This is a genomic window from Silvimonas soli (genome assembly GCF_030035605.1).
GTDB classification, from domain to species: domain Bacteria; phylum Pseudomonadota; class Gammaproteobacteria; order Burkholderiales; family Chitinibacteraceae; genus Silvimonas; species Silvimonas soli.
In genome coordinates, this window is the sequence record NZ_CP106736.1 from 2604398 (window position 1) to 2621062 (window position 16665).

At 57.6% G+C, this 16665-nt stretch carries 19 protein-coding genes and 1 tRNA gene; 10 read left to right on the forward strand and 10 right to left on the reverse strand.

What is annotated here, in order from left to right; all coding sequences use genetic code 11:
- Positions 1 to 120: 120 nt before the first annotated feature.
- The 3 genes from N7220_RS12010 to N7220_RS12020 all read right to left on the reverse strand — a co-directional run bounded on the left by N7220_RS12010 (position 121) and on the right by N7220_RS12020 (position 1747).
- Complete coding sequence (locus N7220_RS12010; protein WP_283147758.1) at positions 121 to 387, reverse strand: GlsB/YeaQ/YmgE family stress response membrane protein; 267 nt, start codon at positions 385 to 387, stop codon at positions 121 to 123.
- A gap of 65 nt (positions 388 to 452) precedes the next feature.
- Positions 453 to 1325: a Kdo hydroxylase KdoO gene (gene kdoO, locus N7220_RS12015; protein WP_283147759.1), complete on the reverse strand. Its 873-nt coding sequence runs from the start codon at positions 1323 to 1325 to the stop codon at positions 453 to 455.
- Positions 1326 to 1528: 203 nt separating this feature from the next.
- Positions 1529 to 1747, reverse strand: coding sequence for a hypothetical protein (locus tag N7220_RS12020; RefSeq protein WP_283147760.1), 219 nt, complete (start codon positions 1745 to 1747; stop codon positions 1529 to 1531).
- A gap of 287 nt (positions 1748 to 2034) precedes the next feature.
- Here N7220_RS12020 and N7220_RS12025 point away from each other — a divergent pair, with 287 nt between their 5' ends.
- Positions 2035 to 2217 carry a hypothetical protein gene (locus tag N7220_RS12025; protein WP_283147761.1) on the forward strand — a complete coding sequence of 61 codons (183 nt, stop codon included), beginning with the start codon at positions 2035 to 2037 and terminating at the stop codon, positions 2215 to 2217.
- A 186-nt stretch (positions 2218 to 2403) separates the two neighbouring features.
- Here N7220_RS12025 and N7220_RS12030 read toward each other — a convergent pair whose 3' ends face one another.
- Positions 2404 to 3438: an HD-GYP domain-containing protein gene (locus N7220_RS12030; RefSeq protein WP_283147762.1), complete on the reverse strand. Its 1035-nt coding sequence runs from the start codon at positions 3436 to 3438 to the stop codon at positions 2404 to 2406.
- Positions 3439 to 3763: 325 nt separating this feature from the next.
- On the opposite strand from N7220_RS12030, the gene N7220_RS12035 reads away from it, so the two are divergent.
- Both N7220_RS12035 and N7220_RS12040 read left to right on the forward strand, forming a co-directional pair.
- Complete coding sequence (locus N7220_RS12035; protein WP_283147763.1) at positions 3764 to 4741, forward strand: sensor domain-containing diguanylate cyclase; 978 nt, start codon at positions 3764 to 3766, stop codon at positions 4739 to 4741.
- A 61-nt stretch (positions 4742 to 4802) separates the two neighbouring features.
- Positions 4803 to 5369: a dihydrofolate reductase family protein gene (locus N7220_RS12040; protein WP_283147764.1), complete on the forward strand. Its 567-nt coding sequence runs from the start codon at positions 4803 to 4805 to the stop codon at positions 5367 to 5369.
- 23 nt (positions 5370 to 5392) lie between these two features.
- Here N7220_RS12040 and N7220_RS12045 read toward each other — a convergent pair whose 3' ends face one another.
- The 5 genes from N7220_RS12045 to N7220_RS12065 all read right to left on the reverse strand — a co-directional run bounded on the left by N7220_RS12045 (position 5393) and on the right by N7220_RS12065 (position 8206).
- Entirely contained in the window at positions 5393 to 5797 is a 405-nt protein-coding gene (locus N7220_RS12045; protein ID WP_283147765.1) for a GFA family protein, read from the reverse strand.
- 22 nt (positions 5798 to 5819) lie between these two features.
- Positions 5820 to 6311 carry an SRPBCC domain-containing protein gene (locus N7220_RS12050; RefSeq protein WP_283147766.1) on the reverse strand — a complete coding sequence of 164 codons (492 nt, stop codon included), beginning with the start codon at positions 6309 to 6311 and terminating at the stop codon, positions 5820 to 5822.
- Positions 6292 to 6642, reverse strand: a complete 351-nt coding sequence (locus N7220_RS12055; RefSeq protein ID WP_283147767.1) for an ArsR/SmtB family transcription factor — start codon at positions 6640 to 6642, stop codon at positions 6292 to 6294. Before N7220_RS12055 ends, N7220_RS12050 begins: the two co-directional genes overlap by 20 nt.
- A 260-nt stretch (positions 6643 to 6902) precedes the next feature.
- Positions 6903 to 6979 (reverse strand) — tRNA-Met (locus N7220_RS12060).
- Between the two features lie 57 nt (positions 6980 to 7036).
- Positions 7037 to 8206, reverse strand: a complete 1170-nt coding sequence (locus N7220_RS12065) for a class I SAM-dependent methyltransferase (protein ID WP_283147768.1) — start codon at positions 8204 to 8206, stop codon at positions 7037 to 7039.
- Positions 8207 to 8317: 111 nt separating this feature from the next.
- On the opposite strand from N7220_RS12065, the gene N7220_RS12070 reads away from it, so the two are divergent.
- The 7 genes from N7220_RS12070 (at position 8318) to N7220_RS12100 (ending at position 15398) form a co-directional block, all read left to right on the forward strand.
- Complete coding sequence (locus tag N7220_RS12070) at positions 8318 to 9052, forward strand: pteridine reductase (protein WP_283147769.1); 735 nt, start codon at positions 8318 to 8320, stop codon at positions 9050 to 9052.
- Positions 9053 to 9156: 104 nt separating this feature from the next.
- Positions 9157 to 9684, forward strand: coding sequence for a superoxide dismutase [Cu-Zn] SodC (gene sodC / locus N7220_RS12075; RefSeq protein WP_283147770.1), 528 nt, complete (start codon positions 9157 to 9159; stop codon positions 9682 to 9684).
- Positions 9685 to 9870: 186 nt separating this feature from the next.
- The gene (gene ttcA, locus N7220_RS12080) at positions 9871 to 10818 is read left to right on the forward strand and encodes a tRNA 2-thiocytidine(32) synthetase TtcA (protein WP_283147771.1); all 948 of its coding nucleotides are present in this window, start codon (positions 9871 to 9873) and stop codon (positions 10816 to 10818) included.
- The gene (locus tag N7220_RS12085) at positions 10818 to 11606 is read left to right on the forward strand and encodes a fused MFS/spermidine synthase (RefSeq protein WP_283147772.1); all 789 of its coding nucleotides are present in this window, start codon (positions 10818 to 10820) and stop codon (positions 11604 to 11606) included. The genes ttcA and N7220_RS12085 overlap by 1 nt, the downstream gene beginning before the upstream one ends.
- Positions 11607 to 11774: 168 nt before the next feature.
- Positions 11775 to 12272: an RNA pyrophosphohydrolase gene (locus N7220_RS12090; protein WP_283147773.1), complete on the forward strand. Its 498-nt coding sequence runs from the start codon at positions 11775 to 11777 to the stop codon at positions 12270 to 12272.
- 200 nt (positions 12273 to 12472) lie between these two features.
- Positions 12473 to 14068, forward strand: a complete 1596-nt coding sequence (locus N7220_RS12095; protein ID WP_283147774.1) for a sensor histidine kinase — start codon at positions 12473 to 12475, stop codon at positions 14066 to 14068.
- Positions 14043 to 15398 (forward strand): sigma-54-dependent transcriptional regulator, encoded by a 1356-nt coding sequence (locus N7220_RS12100; RefSeq protein WP_283147775.1) that lies wholly within the window; start codon positions 14043 to 14045, stop codon positions 15396 to 15398. Before N7220_RS12095 ends, N7220_RS12100 begins: the two co-directional genes overlap by 26 nt.
- A 410-nt stretch (positions 15399 to 15808) precedes the next feature.
- Here N7220_RS12100 and N7220_RS12105 read toward each other — a convergent pair whose 3' ends face one another.
- Positions 15809 to 16630: a PhzF family phenazine biosynthesis protein gene (locus N7220_RS12105; RefSeq protein WP_283147776.1), complete on the reverse strand. Its 822-nt coding sequence runs from the start codon at positions 16628 to 16630 to the stop codon at positions 15809 to 15811.
- Between the last annotated feature and the right edge of the window lie 35 nt (positions 16631 to 16665).

Sequence of the window (16665 nt, forward strand, 5' to 3'; positions counted from 1 at the left end):
TGCGGGCGGATCAGTGCCGGGATGAGGACTCAAGTCGTTGCACTTAAAGCAGAAATGACCGGAAAACCGATGATCTCGGCCTTTGCCAGCAGTAGTGCGCAAACGCAGCGAACGAATCCGTCAGCGCAGGATGCCCAGCCATTTCAGGATGGCAATCAGGATGACCGAACCGAGCACACCAAAGACAATCCCCGACAATGAAAATGCCCCGGCACGCCAGGCGGCACCAATGTGCAGCACTTCGCCAAACAGCCAGCGACCGACCGCTGAACCGATGATGCCGATCAGGATGTTGAGTATCCAGCCTTGTTGTTGTCCGGTTTCCATGACTTTTCCGGCAATCCAGCCGATAAATGCCCCGATGAGCAGCGTGATAATCCAGCCCACAATGGCTCCTTGCCAGTTATTGGTCTTTTTTATGCGAGAGGTATCAAGTATGGGCGCAGTGGCGATTAAACCAGAGCGCGCCCGGTCAGTCGTTCCAGCGTCGCCAGCGGCGCCTTGTCTGGGTCGACCATTTTCGCTGCGGGCAAGAAATAGGTCTGCTCCATCATGAACTGGCCTGACATCACCGCATGCGAGGTCTGGTCTGAAAAGCAGATCCACGCGCAACCAGGCGGAAACGGCATGGTTTCTTGCGGGCAGTCTTTTTGGTAGGCCAAGTCCGCTTTCATCGCATCGTGCAGATTGAGCATGATGTGGTCATAAGCACTGCGCGGGCTTTTGGTGATCTTGAGCGCGGCCAGCACTGCGGCCGAGCCCGGCCATTGGCGCGGTACCCGGGGCAACATGCGCTTTGCCATGTCGCCAAACGGTTCACCCACACGCCAAACGCGGGGCTGGCCTTGCGGGTTTACATTGGTGAACACACGCAAAATGCGTTCGCCATAATTGGGGCGGGATGGAAAAGCGTCCACATGCAAGCGGCTATCGTCTTTGCGCCAGGAGGTTTCCCGCGTTTCCACGCGATGCAGCCGCAAACTGGTGGGCGCGATACGCAGTTTGCCGGTGTATTCCGGAAACAGCCGCGCAACCAGGTCATTGGCTTGCGTGTAGTAGCGCTCAATCAGTGCTCGCACGGCGGCTTCGTTTTCCGGGCCGCCGATCACACCATTGAGTTTGCCAGTCAGCGGATCAAGGCTGATGTTCTTGCGCTTGGGATCGGCAATGGCCGGGTCCAGCAAGCGCTTTTCGGCATCGGCAACCTGGAAATCAATCGTCGGAAAGAACAGAACTTGCCCGCCTTCAACCGCTGCCAGCAATTGCTCGCGTGGCGGAGAAAACGTGGGGCTGGACTGGCTGACGGTGATGATCTGACTGGTCATGGCTGCGAGGTATCCGGGATAGGCAGACCGACATGTTACAACAATGCCCGGCGCAGCTTTTCATCAGAACGCGCGACAGAATTGACGCTGCGCTTTTCCGGCCACTTTCTGCATGCTGTTGAATCATTGGATTTGCCGCTTTTTTGTGCAGCAAATCCGTAATCAACCGGGATTTCAATGACAGAAAGTGTTACTCTGCAAAGTTACGCCAGCTTGCGCAGGTGTACGCTAGCGCGTTGTTTTGCCGTGCGAACTGCGTGATGCACGATGCCAATGGGCTCGCCCGGGGCACGCAGCCAATCCGTTACCGGAACACGTTGTGTGCCTTCGCACCGTACGATCTGGTACCAGCCAGCAAGGCCGGCGCCAATGGAAACGGGGCGTACTTCAATATTTACGTCGTAAGAGTTTGTGTTTGCCACGATGGGCTCCTTCAATAGGTCTAATTGTTTTGGGCCACGAAAAAATGGCCAATTGGACTGAGTGACAGGAGCTGTAGAGGAGTGGAAGTCAGAACTTGCGGCTAGCGTTGAAGCTGGGAGGAAGTACAAACAGGGGACACTTTGGAACTGCACCTGAACTGAGTCAGACCGGCAACAATAATGAGAAATATGTGATCCGTCAAGTATTTATCTGTTGTGCCGGATGTTGAACCGTTTCGGGTGTCTCTCAAAATGACGAGTTTGTCTTACTTATAAGGGGTTATGCCATGAATGCAGAAGATATCCTTGAGAAAGAAGTTGCTCAATTGATGGGTGCCAAGGCTCAACCCAAACGGCGCGGACCAAGCGAAGAAGCGATTGCCAATGCCAATCGCACCAAGACCCAGCGCCGCCGCCAGCTTGAGGACATTATCGAAACCCGCCGTTCGACCGATACCAGCGATTTCTGAGTTCGTACTGTTGGTGCATCAGCCGGTGCATCGGCGCTGATTTTTTCGGGATATTCCGGCTGGACCGGTCCGAAAGCCCCGCGTTGCCGTGAGTCCATCCGTAAAACCGATGGTCATACGGTTTGCGGGGTTTTTTTATTGGCTGCGCATTGGTGACGGTGTGGCCGCCAGCTGTCGCCTTGGTATTTAGAAAGGCCAGAACGGCACCAGTGTGGCGAAGTGGCGCGCGGACGGTTGCGACGCCACGCTCTCCTGGATCAGCCGCCCAGTCGTTGATGTGTCAACCGGCGTTGGTCCATTGGCTGGCACTGCCACCATCGGTTTGTCGGCCGCATCGGTTTGCGACACGACCAGCGCGGTCTGGCCATCTTCCAGTTTCACAAAGCTGCCGCACGGGTAAATGCCAAACACTTTCACCAATTGCGCCGCATATTGCGGATCGAGTGGTTCTTTGGGGGCCGCATAGACTTGTGCCAGCGCTTGGCGGGCCGGCAAGCGGCTGCGATAACTACGTGGCATGAGCTTGGCGATGACGATGTCCAGCACATGCAGCAGATGTGCGAGTGGATCAATCTCATCTTCCCGCAGATGAAACGGGTAGCCGCGCCCGTCGCGTCGCTCGTGATGGGTTAAAACCAGCGTATGCAAGCGCTCATCTTCCAGCCCGGCTGCGCGCAGCAACGCTGAACTGATCAACGGGTGGGCGTTGATCAATTGGCGCTGACCGGTACTTAACGGGGCATTCTGGCTGGCCAGTTCATTCTGCAAAGCCACCGCTCCCAGATTCATGCCCAGGGCAGCCAAGACCAGCGCAGTTTGTTCTGGCTCCGGCAAGCCCAGCGCAATCGCCATGCGGCAGGCCAGCAGGGCGGTGTTGATGGCATGATGGGCGACATAATCCTGCCACGGGCACAACAAAATGGCGGCTATCGCGCCGTCCGGGCAACGGGTGGCCAAATCAATGACCCGCCCGGCGAGCAACTGCAGTGGCTCGGCGCTCAGCTGCCCCGGTGCCAGTTGGGTGTAGGGGGCGAAGTACTGCACTAGCGAAATCGCTTCAACCAGCGCGTGCGGGGCGACCGGCGGGATCACCGGCAATGGGGACTGCGGCGCAGTTGCGGCCAGTGACTCCTGAAAACGCGGGTCGAGCCGAAAATCCAAGTCGCCGTACTGCACCACGCGATTACGGATAAAAATAAAGTCGGGTAGTTCCAGTTTCACTGTTTAAGCCTTGCTGCAGGATGAGTTGAGGCAAGTAAGCAATGTACGATATTTCTGACAGTCTTATTTATCCTCGCACCAATTTTCACACCGGTAGAAAGTCCGGAATAACCAGGCGTACGGTCATTTGGGCGAGGTTTTGCTACAAATCCGATGCGCCGCTGCTGGCTTGAATGGGCGCGATTTGGCAGATGGTGGGCAGGGCGGGGCTGTTTCGCTACCAGTCGGCATATTTTTAAAAAGGTTGCCGGGTTTTGCGTAATGAAAAACCAGTCATTACGCTATGCTGGGGCCAGATCAAGTTCAACGTCGCGTGGGGGGAACCATGCAGGCACCCGTCAAACCCGAAGACGAAGGTGTTCGGGTGAACACGCTCAGAGCGCTGGATATTCTGGATACGCCGCCAGAAGAGCGCTTTGACCGGCTAACACGGCTGGCGCGCCGTGTTTTCAATGTGCCAATTGCCCTGGTCAGTCTGGTCGATACCGAGCGGCTGTGGGTCAAATCCCGCATGGGCGAGGCGATGACTGAAACCGCGCGCGAAATCTCGTTCTGCGGTCACGCCATTCTGGGGAACGAGCTTTTTCTGATTCCCGACACGCTCACTGATGTGCGTTTCTTCGATAACCCCTTGGTGCAAGACGATCCGCATATCAGGTTCTATGCGGGATATCCGTTGGCGGTACCCAACGGCAGCAGGCTGGGCACACTTTGCCTGTTTGACATGCAACCGCGTGAGCTGGATGTGGAAGAGCGTGCGTTATTGCGGGACCTCGCGCAGATTGCCGAGCAGGAACTCGCGGCGGTGCAATTGGCTACGCTGGACGAAATGACCCGCTTGTCTAACCGGCGCGGTTTTGAAGCGCTGGCGGGACACGCCCTCAATATGGCGAGGCGGCAGCACAGGCCTGCCTCTTTGCTGTTTTTTGATCTGAATGACTTCAAGAAGATCAACGATACCTTCGGGCATGCTGAAGGTGATCGGGCGCTGATTGCCTTTGCCGAACTGTTGCGCACCGCCTTGCGTGAAAGCGATGTGATTGGCCGCCTGGGTGGCGACGAGTTTGTTGCTTTGCTTTCCGATGCCGACGCCACTCATACCGCAGAAATCATCGGCCGCATGCAAGACGCCTTGAACGAGCTTAATCGCGAACAGGCACGCGGTTACGACATCCGTTTCAGCGTGGGCATAACCGAATACGACGCAGCCAGGCATGCCAGCTTCGAGGCTTTGCTGGCTGAGGCAGACGTTGCAATGTATGCCAACAAAGAGCAAATCAAAGCCAGACCTGCGCAACGTTAGGCGCCACGTTTTCTGTGTGAACAAGCAAACGTACATCCGGACTAGAGACAAGGAGTTCCCAATGGCCCGATTACTTGCGTTCTTCCAGGTCAGTCTTGACGGTTATTTTGCGGATGCGGCTGGCGGACTTGACTGGGCTCGCCCGGACCCACACGACGCCGAGTGGAACGATTACGTCAGCGCCAATGCCACGGGCGGCGGCATGCTATTGTTCGGGCGCGTTACTTATGAACTGATGGCCAGTTACTGGCCGACCGCTTATGCGTTAGAGAGTGATCCAGTCATTGCGGGGCAAATGAACCGCCTGCCCAAACTGGTGTTTTCGCGCTCGTTAGAAAGTGTGGCGTGGGCAAACACCCGCCTGGCGCAAGGCGACCTGCCGAGCATCGTGCGCCAGCTCAAGGCCAACGCCGGTGAAGACATGGCGATTCTGGGTAGCGGCAGCATCGTGCTGCAACTGGCACAGGCCGGGTTAGTCGACGAATTCCAGTTGGTGGTGAACCCTGTCCTGCTGGGGCAAGGGCGCGCCATTTTTGCGGCCATGGCGCAACCGCTTAGATTGCGGCTGACCAGCACGCGCGCTTTTGGCAATGGCAATGTTGTGCTCGGTTATGCCCCCGCCACGTAAAAGCCCGATTGGGATGCCTGGGGCTAGAGATGGCTGGTTTCAGCGGGCGTGGCACCCCAGTCGTCGTGCCGGCCATTTACGTATCTTACCGGCGCCGCGGCTAATTCTTGTGCCGGCACATCGTCAAGACAGGCGATATTGATCGCGTAAATATCGCTGCCCAATTCGGGTTTATAGCGCGTGCCGAATGGTTTGATGCCGCACCGCAGACAGAAGCGATGGTGAATCTGCTGTGCGCCAAACTGGTAATCGGCCAGCAACTCATGGCCTGCCAGTAACTCAAATTGGGCCGCTGGCACAAATCCCAGCCAGAAGCGGCCCTTGCTGCAGACCGAACAATTGCAGCGCGTTGTACCTGCCGCCAGATCAAGCTCACACCTGAACTGCACCGCGCCACAATGACAACTGCCGTGATAAGACTTTTGCATGGCACTTCTCCCGCAAATGAATTCAGACGGTTTGAGTGGCCAGATAGGCAGCCAGCCGGTCGACACATTGCGTCCAGCCTTGAATATGGCCATCGCGTTCAGCTACAGAAGGCAGCCCAATCTGCGTGAATGTCATTTGGGTCTGGCTGGGGCCGTGCGCAGCAAAGATCACAGTCACAAGCGTTTCCCAACCCATATCCGGCAGGTTGTCCCACGCAAAAGTGAAAACCAGTCGCTCGGGTGCAATGATCTCCAGATAGCGCCCGCGCTGCCATAATTCGCGGCCAGCCGGGGAGCGGATGCATATGCGGTAGCTGCCCCCGACCTGGAAGTCCATTTCGCACACCGGCGTGGTGAAATCCTCTCCTCGCTCACGTGGCCCCCACCAGCGAGCCACATGCACCGGATCGCTCCACACCTGGAACGCCAGCGCCGGTGGTGCGTCCAGCAAGCGGGTAATGACCAATTCATGCTCGCCCGTAACGGCGGGCCACTCATTCTTGAGAATCATCATGTTGCTCCTCAGTCTGTAGTGCGTGGAGATACTGGTTCATCTGATCAAAATTCTGTTCCCAAAACTGGCGGTACTGTTCCACCCACCCCGCCACTTCCTGCAATGGCGCGGCCTGCAAGCGTCGAGGCCGCCATTGCGCTTCCCGTCCTTGCACAATCAACCCGGCTTTTTCCAGTACCCGCAAATGTTTGGAAATACTGGGCAGCTTCATATCAAACGGCTGCGCCAGTTCTCCTACCGTGGCTTCGCCCAGCGCCAACCGTGCCAGAATCGCCCGGCGAGTCGGGTCAGCCAGGGCGGCAAAGGTGGCACTAAGGGAATCGGTGGACATTTTATTTAGCCAATTGGTTATGTAGCTAAAAGGCTAAATAAATGAGCCGATGATGTCAACGCTAGATGCCAATGGCGCCGACCAATGGATTGATTGAGGTTTGTTATCTGGCTGCGCGATGAAGTCAGCGCTCGAACGCGTGGCCGCTGCGAACCAGAAAAGTGGCGTATTCTCAAGCGCAACCGCAAAACAAGAAGCCCCCGAAAGCTAGGCTTTACGGGGGCTTCTTGTACTTCTTCGGTTGCCCTTGGAAGGTATCCTGGTGGCTATGGCGGGACTCGAACCTGCGACCCCAGCATTATGAGTGCTGTGCTCTAACCGACTGAGCTACATAGCCATGAGAGCCCGAGATTCTGACGGGCGAAGGGTGGGCTGTCAAGCAGCTTGTCGCAATTTATAGCTTGTACGAGTCGTCGCCGTGTTCAAATCCGGCCAGCATCGTTGATAACTCAAGGTTTTTCGAGAATGCAATGACTTTGAAGAGTTCACCCATTTCGGCGGGGCTGGTCAGTTTTTGTACGGCGGCGGCGACTGGGGCGTACTGCTTGATGTTATCCGGGCCTACTGCGGCAAGGCGGGCGGTGAGACCGGCGTTGAGCAAATACTGCGCTTGCGAGACATAACCTTCCAGTTGCAGGCCATGATCAGCGCCTTGCTGGTACACCGCCGTGAAGTCGACATGGCAAGTCAGGTCTGCCAGTCCCGGCAGGTAGAACGGGTCGGTCATGCTGTGATGGCGGTAATGCGCCATCAGCGTGCCTTGCTTGCGTTGCGGGTGGTAATACTCGATGGCAGGAAAGCCGTAGTCGATGAACAACGCGGCACCCCGTTGTAGCAGGTGGGCGGTGCTGGCGATAAAACCGGGCAGTTCGGGCTGGATTTCGGTGAGATAGTCGCTGGGCAGTTCGAGTGCTTGAGCGGCGTCGCGCAACGGGCTATCGGCGAGTGGTCGATCGTCAAAAGCCAGCGCGTTGTCGCGCCAGACCACGCCACGTTCCAGCAATTCGCCATCTTCGGAGTTGTAAATCAGGGCGCAGGGGATAGCATCGAGCACTTCGTTGCCGACTACAAAACCGGTGAACTGTTGTGGTAAAGAATCCAGCCAGACCACCTTGTCGGCCAGATGCGGTACTAAAGCGTGCAAGGTGGCGCGCTGGCGTTCTTTTAACTCGGCGGACAGATCAACGATATAGTAGTGGCGCGGCAGGGTATCGAGCCGTTCCAGTTCGGTGAGGATCTGCGCGGCAAGCTTGCCGGTGCCCGCGCCAAATTCCAGTACGTCGCCAGTGCCGAGTGTTTGCAGCACTTGGGCCACGCTAGTGGCAATGCAGGCGCCATACAATGGCGAGAGTTCTGGCGCGGTGACAAAGTCGCCGGCCTCGCCAAATTTGGTGGCGCCGCCGGAATAATAGCCAAGGCCCGGTTCGTACAGCGCCATGCGCATGTAATCGCTGAAAGGCAGCCAGCCATCGCGGGCGGCAATGGCGTTACGGATGCGCTCGACCAGTTCGTGACTGGCGGCAAGGGCTTCGGGCGTGGCGGCGGGCAGTTGCGAGGAGGTCATGTCGGCAGCAGAATCGCGCTATGGCTTTGAAATCATCAAGCCGACAATTCTAAATGATCTTGCCTGGGTCGGCTCATGCATGGGCACCCGGGTACAAGCGGAGAGACAAATATGGAAAAGGTGGCGCTGATCACCGGTGGCGCCCGCCGTGTTGGCGCGGGAATCGCCCGTTATTTGCACGCACGGGGCTGGCGCATTGCGCTGCATTACCGCAGTTCGGCCAAAGATGCCGAGCAACTGGCGAGTGAACTGAACACGATTCGCGCGAATTCGGTGCTGACGGTGCAGGCGGACTTGCTGGATATCAGCGCCTTGCCGGTGCTGGTCAACGCCGCAACACGCCATTTCGGGCGGCTGGATGCCGTGGTGAACAACGCGTCATCATTCTTTCCGACGCCGGTGGGCGAATTCACCGAAGCGGCCTGGCATGATTTGCTCGGTTCCAACCTCAAAGCGCCGATCTTTCTGGCGCAGGCCGCTGCCGAAGCATTGCGAGAAACGCGTGGCGTGATTGTGAGCATTGCCGATATCCATGCTGATCGGCCTTATCCGCAGCACACGCTGTACACGGTGGCCAAGGCCGGGCTGGTGGCAATGACGCGCTCGCTGGCGCGCGATCTGGCGCCGCACGTGCGGGTCAACGCGGTGGCGCCGGGCTCCAATCTCTGGCCCGATGGCGACAGCGTGTTTGACGCCGCGGAACGCGCCCGTATCGAAGCCAGCATTCCATTGGGTCGCACTGGCACCCCGGAAGACCTGGCGCAGGCAATCCACTTTTTGCTTGAAGCACCTTATGTAACGGGCGTGATTCTGCCGGTGGATGGCGGGCGCAGTATCGTCCTGTAATGCCTGCATCATGGTCTGAATGCAAACTGCATGGAACGTGCGGCGCATAACGGTCTCAAACCCGCTTCGATGCCCGATCCGCTTTCTTCAGTCTGGAGGTTCGCATGAAAAACGTGATGGTTGCCGCATTGTTGGCTGCAGGTCTGGCTGGTTTCGCCGGCGCCGCGACGCTGGATGTCCCGGTAAGAGCAGCTACCGCTGAAGGAACAGGCCCGGCGCTGGGGACGATCAACATCGCCGAAACGCCATATGGCTTGGTGTTTACCCCGCATCTACAGGGCTTGCCGCCAGGTGTGCATGGTTTTCACGTGCATGAAAATGGCAGCTGCGAGCCGCGAATGAAAGATGGTAAAGCCGTTGCTGCGCTGGCTGCAGGTGGGCATTTTGATCCGCAAAAAACCGGCAAGCATCTGGGGCCTTATGGCGATGGGCACCTGGGCGATTTGCCCGCGCTATACGTCACCGCTGACGGCATGGCCGATTACCCTGTACTGGCGCCTCGGCTGAAGAAAATCAGTGAAATCCAGGGCCACGCTTTGATGGTGCACGCCGGTGGTGATAATCACTCGGACATGCCGCAGCCGCTGGGCGGCGGCGGTGCACGCTTTGCTTGTGGCGTGATTGGCGGCTAAGCCAGCGTTTTAACGGTCTGTCGCAACCAGCAAAAAACGTAAAAACTTCGAATTGCCCGGCGCAGCGCGTGGTTGCTGAGTGCGCATTGCCGGGCGCGTGCGCCTGAGTGTCAATATTTCAGGTAAAATCGCCGTCAATTCAACCATCTATCAACGGGGCGCCTGGCGCCCCGTGAGCTTTTCATCATGAATGCAGCGACCGAAACTGCCGCTTTGTCCGAAGCGGAACAAAAGCAGAAATACAATCTGAACAAGCTGGCCAAACAGCTGCGCCACGCCGTGGGCGACGCCATCAACGATTTCAACATGATCGAGCAGGGCGATAAGGTCATGGTGTGTCTGTCCGGCGGCAAAGACAGTTACACCATGCTCGATATCCTGCTGAGCCTGCAAAAATCGGCACCGATTGATTTCTCGATCGTGGCGGTGAATCTGGACCAGAAACAACCCGGCTTTCCCGAGCAAGTGCTGCCGGAATACCTGAAAGCGCTGGGCGTGGATTACCGCATTATTGAAGAAGACACGTATTCCATCGTGACTCGCGTGGTGCCGGAAGGCAAAACCACCTGTGGTCTGTGCTCGCGTTTGCGTCGTGGCATTCTGTATCGCGTGGCCGATGAACTGGGCGCAACCAAGATCGCGCTGGGCCATCATCGTGAAGACATCCTGGAAACGCTGTTCCTGAACATGTTCTACGGCGGCAAGATGAAATCCATGCCGCCCAAACTGGTCAGCGACGATGGCAAGCACGTGGTGATCCGTCCGCTGGCGTATTGCCGCGAGAAAGATATCGTGCGCTTCGCCCAAGCCAAGCAATATCCCATCATTCCGTGCAATTTGTGCGGAAGTCAGCCCAATCTGCAACGCGAAGTGGTGGGCGACATGCTCAAGGACTGGGACAAACGCTTCCCCGGCCGCATCGAGAGCATGTTCCGCGCCATGCGCAATGTGGTGCCGTCGCACATGGCCGACACCAAGCTATACGACTTTGCCAATGCCCGCGCCGATGGCGTAGCGCGGGAAGATGGCGACAAAGCGTTTGATCGCGAAAGTTTTAGTGATCCGGCGCGCATCTCGATTCTGGCCAGCCGCCCGGACGAGGCGCCGTCAGCCTCGGCCTGCGGGGATTTCTGATGCTGTTTCGCTCCAAACGCATCAGCCCGGCGGCGCATGAAGAAATCCAGATTGATATCTCTGATTCTCTAGGCATTCGTAAACTGCATTTCGGCGGTGATGACACGCAAAGCGCCATGCGGGTGAATGACCCGATTGAACTGGTGCTGGCGTATACCCGCTGTTTGTTTGGTTTTTTGTTGTTCGCCGAGCCACCAAAACAAGCGTTGTTGATCGGCTTGGGCGGAGGGTCCATTGCCAAGTGGATCCACGAAAAAATGCCGGAGACACATCTGAGGGCGGTCGAACTGCATCCGCAAGTGGTCGCCGTTGCCCGCAGCATGTTCCAGACGCCTGCGGACGACGACCAGTTTCAGGTCATCGTGGGCGATGGCGCGGCGCATGTCTACGGCATGGCGGATGACAGCGCCGACCTGATTGTCATGGACGCCTACGGCCCCTCAGGCATTGCCGAATCATTGGCGACCTCCGATTTCTTCAGTGCCTGTCGCGATCGGCTGACTGCGGACGGGATTCTGGCCGTGAATCTGTGGGGTTCCGACCGACGGTTTGAGACCTATCGCGAACGCCTTTCGCAGGTTTTTGATGGCCGGGTGCTGCTGTTGCCCGCGCGCCAGAAGGGTAATGTCATGGCGTTTTGCTTTGCCCGTGGGTTAAACAACCCCACCTGGCAGGCGCTGGCAGCCAGGGCAGAAGTGCTCAAACCCCGCTACGGGCTCGAATTTGATGAATTTGTGAGCGACCTGGCGCGGTTGAATGCGCACAACGATCGCAAGCTATTCATTTGAAGTGATCTTTCGCTGAAGCGGCTTGCCAGCTATGACATTGGCAATATTTACCGCTTCACCCGGCCCGGGAATGGCTTCTGATTTTGGTCAAGAATCATTTGCAGGTTTCCAAGCCTGGCCGGATGTGAAAAAATCAGGGTTAACCAAAGCTTAACAAGGTATTACCCCATGCTCGACCGAGACGGTTATCGTCCGAACGTCGGCATCATCATCATCAACCACAGGAATCAGGTCTTCTGGGGCAAACGCGTACGCGAGCATTCCTGGCAATTCCCGCAAGGCGGGATCAAACAGGGTGAAACACCGGAACAAGCCATGTTCCGCGAGCTGATGGAAGAAGTCGGCCTGTCACACCAACAGGTCGAGATCATCGGGCGCACGCGTGAGTGGTTGAAATATGATGTGCCGACTAACTGGGTTCGCCGCGAATGGCGCGGCACTTATAAAGGACAAAAGCAGATCTGGTTTTTACTGCGGCTCAAAGGGCATGACTCCGATGTCTGCCTGCGCCGTACCAACCACCCGGAATTCGACGCCTGGCGTTGGAATGACTGGTGGGCACCGCTGGAAGCCGTGATTGAATTCAAGCGCGGCGTCTATGAAGCGGCGTTGTCTGAACTGGCGCGCTTTCTTGAGCGTACGCCAGATCGACGGGCGCATCTTTAAGCACCTGCGCCGGTTCAACCTGGCCTGGTTTTATCCGGCAGCGTGTTTTTTTTGAAGCTGTAAAAAGTCGTAAAGCATTTCAGGATCGCCCCGGCAGAGCCCGTTTTCTGCCGGGGCGCCTGTTTATTTGTCGGGTTGGTTTACAAACCCGGACGGCCCGTTCCGGGCTGCGCAACAAGGCTCACCAGAAGGCCCGCGCCATGCCAGAAGCATCTGACCGCTCTCCCTCGGAAATGCACTGGCGCTCGCTCGCCGGGCTTAATCTGTTTCGTTTGCTGTGCGTGGTCGGCCTGATCATCAGCATCGTGTTGTTCTCCCGCCGACTGGTGCTTGATCCGGAGCTGCGCCAACCCTTTGTGTGGCTGATCAGTGGCGATCTGATCCTGATTGCGCTATTTGCCATCACCATCCGCAAACGCATTCCCAATTTTGAAATCCAGCTGAGTGCGCAAGTCGTCACGGACGTGATCTTTCTGGTCAGTCTGATGGATTTGTTTGGCGGGGTGAAAAGCGGCCTGGGCATTCTGTTATTGCCATATCTGGCCGCTGCCGGCTTGATCTCGCGTGGCCGCATGACGCTGTTTCACGCTGCAGTGGCCAGTATTGCGCTGCTGATTGAACAAGGCTGGCGGGTGCTCAATTACCAGTCCAGTTTTGACGAGAATTTCACCCCGGCTTTGTTGTGTATCGCTTGTTTCGCGGTGGCGTGGCTAGGACATCGTCTGTCGCGTCTGGCCGAAGCCAGCGAAAAACTGGCCGAGCAGCGCGGCGTGGATTTGCAGAATCTGGCACAGGTGAACCAACGCATTTTGCAAGATGTCTCGGATGGCGTGGTGGTGGTGGATGGTGCCGGGCATATCCGTCAGTTCAACGAGCGGGCGGAGCTATTGACCGGGCAACGTTTACAGATCGGCGAGCGGCTGGCCGCGTCCTTGCCGTTGCTGGGTAAGGCGGTAACCGGTTGGCAGGCGGACCGGCAACGCCCGCTGGAACTGGTGGCTGGCGTGTCACCACAAAACACCTTGCGCTTGCGCATGGTTGGCTTGTCTGCCGCCGAGCCGGGTGATGTGATGGTTTATCTGGAAGATATGGACCGGCTACGGCAGGAGTCGCAGCAACTCAAGCTGGCAGCGCTGGGACGGCTGACCGCCAATCTGGCCCATGAGATCCGCAATCCGCTGTCGGCAATTTCTCATGCGGCTCAATTGCTGGGCGAAGAAACACATTCCGATCCACTCTATACCCGGTTGACGCGCATTATTGACGACAACGCCAACCGGCTCGAACGCATGGTGCGGGATGTGCTCGAGTTGAATCGGCGTGACCGCCTGCAGATGACCGAAATCGACCTGGCTAACTGGTTGCAAGGCTTTTTGCTGGAGTTTCGTCAGGTAGAAAACATCGTTCCGCAGTTAACGCTGTCTTGTCCGGCCAATGCGGTGATACGGTTCGACCCCGGTCATTTGCATCAGGTGTTGTGGAATCTGGCGCGTAATGGCTGGCGTTATTGCAGCCAGGGCGAAAACAGCCTGACTTTTACCGTCGAGTTGCTTGACGGCCGCTGGCAACTGGACGTGTTTAATGACGGGCCGCCCGTGCCGGCTGATGCGCAAGTGCAACTGTTCGAGCCTTTCTTTACTACCGAATCCAAAGGCACCGGGCTTGGCTTGTATATTGCACGGGAAATCTGCGCCGCGAACGCAGCGCAACTGGAATACGCGCCCCCGCCAGATGGCGGAGCGCGCTTTCGCATTACCTTCGGAATGAATGATGGCCAGAAAAACACGAACGGATAAGCGCGTATTGGTGGTCGACGATGAGGTCGACCTGGCCGAGTTGCTGGAGCTGACGTTGCTCAAAATGGGCCTGTCGGTCGATACCGCCAACAGTGTGGCCGAGGCTCGGCATTGCCTGGATCGCCAGCGTTACGATTTCTGCCTGACCGACATGCGCATGACCGATGGTGACGGGCTGGAAGTCATCCAGTACATCCAGAGTAAAAAGCTGGATTTGCCCGTGGCCGTGATTACCGCTTATGGCAGCACCCAGAATGCCGTGGCCGCACTCAAGGCCGGCGCGTTTGATTATTTGGCCAAGCCGGTGTCGCTGGAGCAACTGCGCACGCTGATCAAATCCGCCCTCAGTCTGGATGACGAAACAGACGAAGCAACCACCTCCGGTCAACCGCCGCGCATGCTGTTGGGCGAATCGCCGGCCATGAAACAAGTGCTGGAATTGATCGACAAACTCGCCCGCAGTCAGGCGCCGGTCTATGTCAGTGGCGAATCGGGTTCGGGCAAGGAGCGTGCGGCGCGGCTGATTCACGCCCAGTCAGCGCGCGTCGAAAAGCCGTTTGTGGCCGTTAACTGCGGCGCTATCCCCGAAAACCTGATGGAAAGCGAGTTTTTCGGTTACCGCAAAGGGGCGTTTACCGGCGCCGATGCCGATCGCGACGGTTTTTTCCAGGCCGCACATGGCGGCACATTGTTTCTGGATGAAGTGGCCGATCTGCCGTTGCCCATGCAGGTCAAACTGCTGCGGGCCATTCAGGAACGCAAAGTACGCAAGGTTGGCGCCACGCAAGAAGAAGCCGTGGACGTGCGCATTATCAGCGCCACGCATCAAAACCTGGCACGCTGCGTCGAAAGCGGCCGGTTTCGCCAGGACTTGTACTACCGGCTTAATGTGATTGAACTGCATATGCCGCCATTGCGTGAAATGGGCGCAGATGTCGAGCTGATTGCCCGCAATCTGCTTGTCCGACTGGCACAGCAAAGCGGGCAAACTGTTCCGACTTTTGCGCCAGAAGCGCTCACCGCGCTACGCCACTACGCTTTTCCCGGCAACGTACGTGAGCTGGAAAACATGCTGGAACGGGCGCTGGCGCTGTGTGACGGCGCGTTGATTGTGGCCGATGATTTGCAGATCAACCCCGCCGCCGAATCAACGCGTGAAGGCGGAGCGCTGGATGTAACTGACTCGCTGCAGGACTATCTGGACCGGGTTGAGCGTGCGGCAATTCTGGATGCGCTGGAGAAAACCAGCGGCAACCGCACTCAGGCCGCCAAGGTGCTGGGGGTGACTTTCCGGTCGTTCCGCTACCGAATGGAGCGTTTGGGGATTTGATTTTTGCTGGGAGCGGCGGATTGGGCGTGCAGGGCGGCTGTAACTCGCTTGGCGTCGTTGGTTTCTTGTTGCGCCGACTTCAAAACTTGCTGCGTTAGTGCCTTCAGCACAGGTTTGCAAGGCGTTTGATACCCGGGGGTACCCGGGAGCACGCTTCTTTTCTTTGCGTCGCCAAAGAAAGGTGTCCCAAAGTCCCGCAGGGCAGGATAGCAAAAGGCGACCCCGCTGCCGCACGGGGGCCTGAAGTCAAAAGACGAAGCAAATTCGTTTGTTTACCAGGTTTTTGTAGCCCGGATGAAGCGTAGCGGGAATCCGGGGTAGCGATGCCGATCAATGCTGATGCAGCGACCTTTGTTGCCTGCCATGCGCTCGTTGCCATGCTTTATTTACGCTGGCTCGCGCGCTGCGATTCAAATCCCGTCCACTTCCAGTTCGCCACCACCCAATTGCCACACGCGCCCGCCCACGGCGACCCGACGCTGGGCATCGACATCCAGATACAGCACCGACAACGGTGAGATTCGGCGGTGGATGGTGTGGCCTTGTTCTATGCGGAAAGAGAATGGCGGCGCGTTGCCGTTGGCGATAAACCAGTGGCCGATGGCCGCCGCCGCGCTGCCCGCACCAAAATCTTCCTGCAGATGGAACGGGTCCGCCGTGAAGGCCCGCAGCGTCAGCACTTCGCCATCGTTACTCCACAAAGCAATCTGCAATAAATGATGCGGATTGCCCAGACTCTGCATCAACAGATCCAGTCGGGGCGCCACTTGCAGCACATGCTGACGCGCACGCAGCGGGATGACCAACTGGGTGAAGTCGCTATCCACCCATAAAAGCGGGCCGGACAAATCGGCAGGGTTGAGTCCCAAGGCAGCTGCCAGCGCCAGGTTATCCACTTGAGCCGCGCGAGCGTGGGCTTGCGGCGTTTGCACCCACCACAAGTCGTTCTTTTTGTAGCCGATGGTGGGGGCGCCGATGGCAATTTGCGCGGCAATGCTCGAAGCACCGAGCGCCACCATCGTGGAATAAGGCAGCGCCAACTGCGGCGTGTAGGCCGACCAGGACTGGCTGCGCGTTTCCAGAAAACCGGTTTCCGGAGCACAAAACTGATAGGCCAGGCGCTGCGCAACCGCTGCATCCGGGCGTTTTGCGGTCTCACAAATGACCAGCGGACAGCCGCCCATGCGACGTTCGCCAAACACATTCAAAAGGTGAAACGGGATTTTTACCATTTTTGATAACCATTCATGCCGCATAGCGCCGAGGA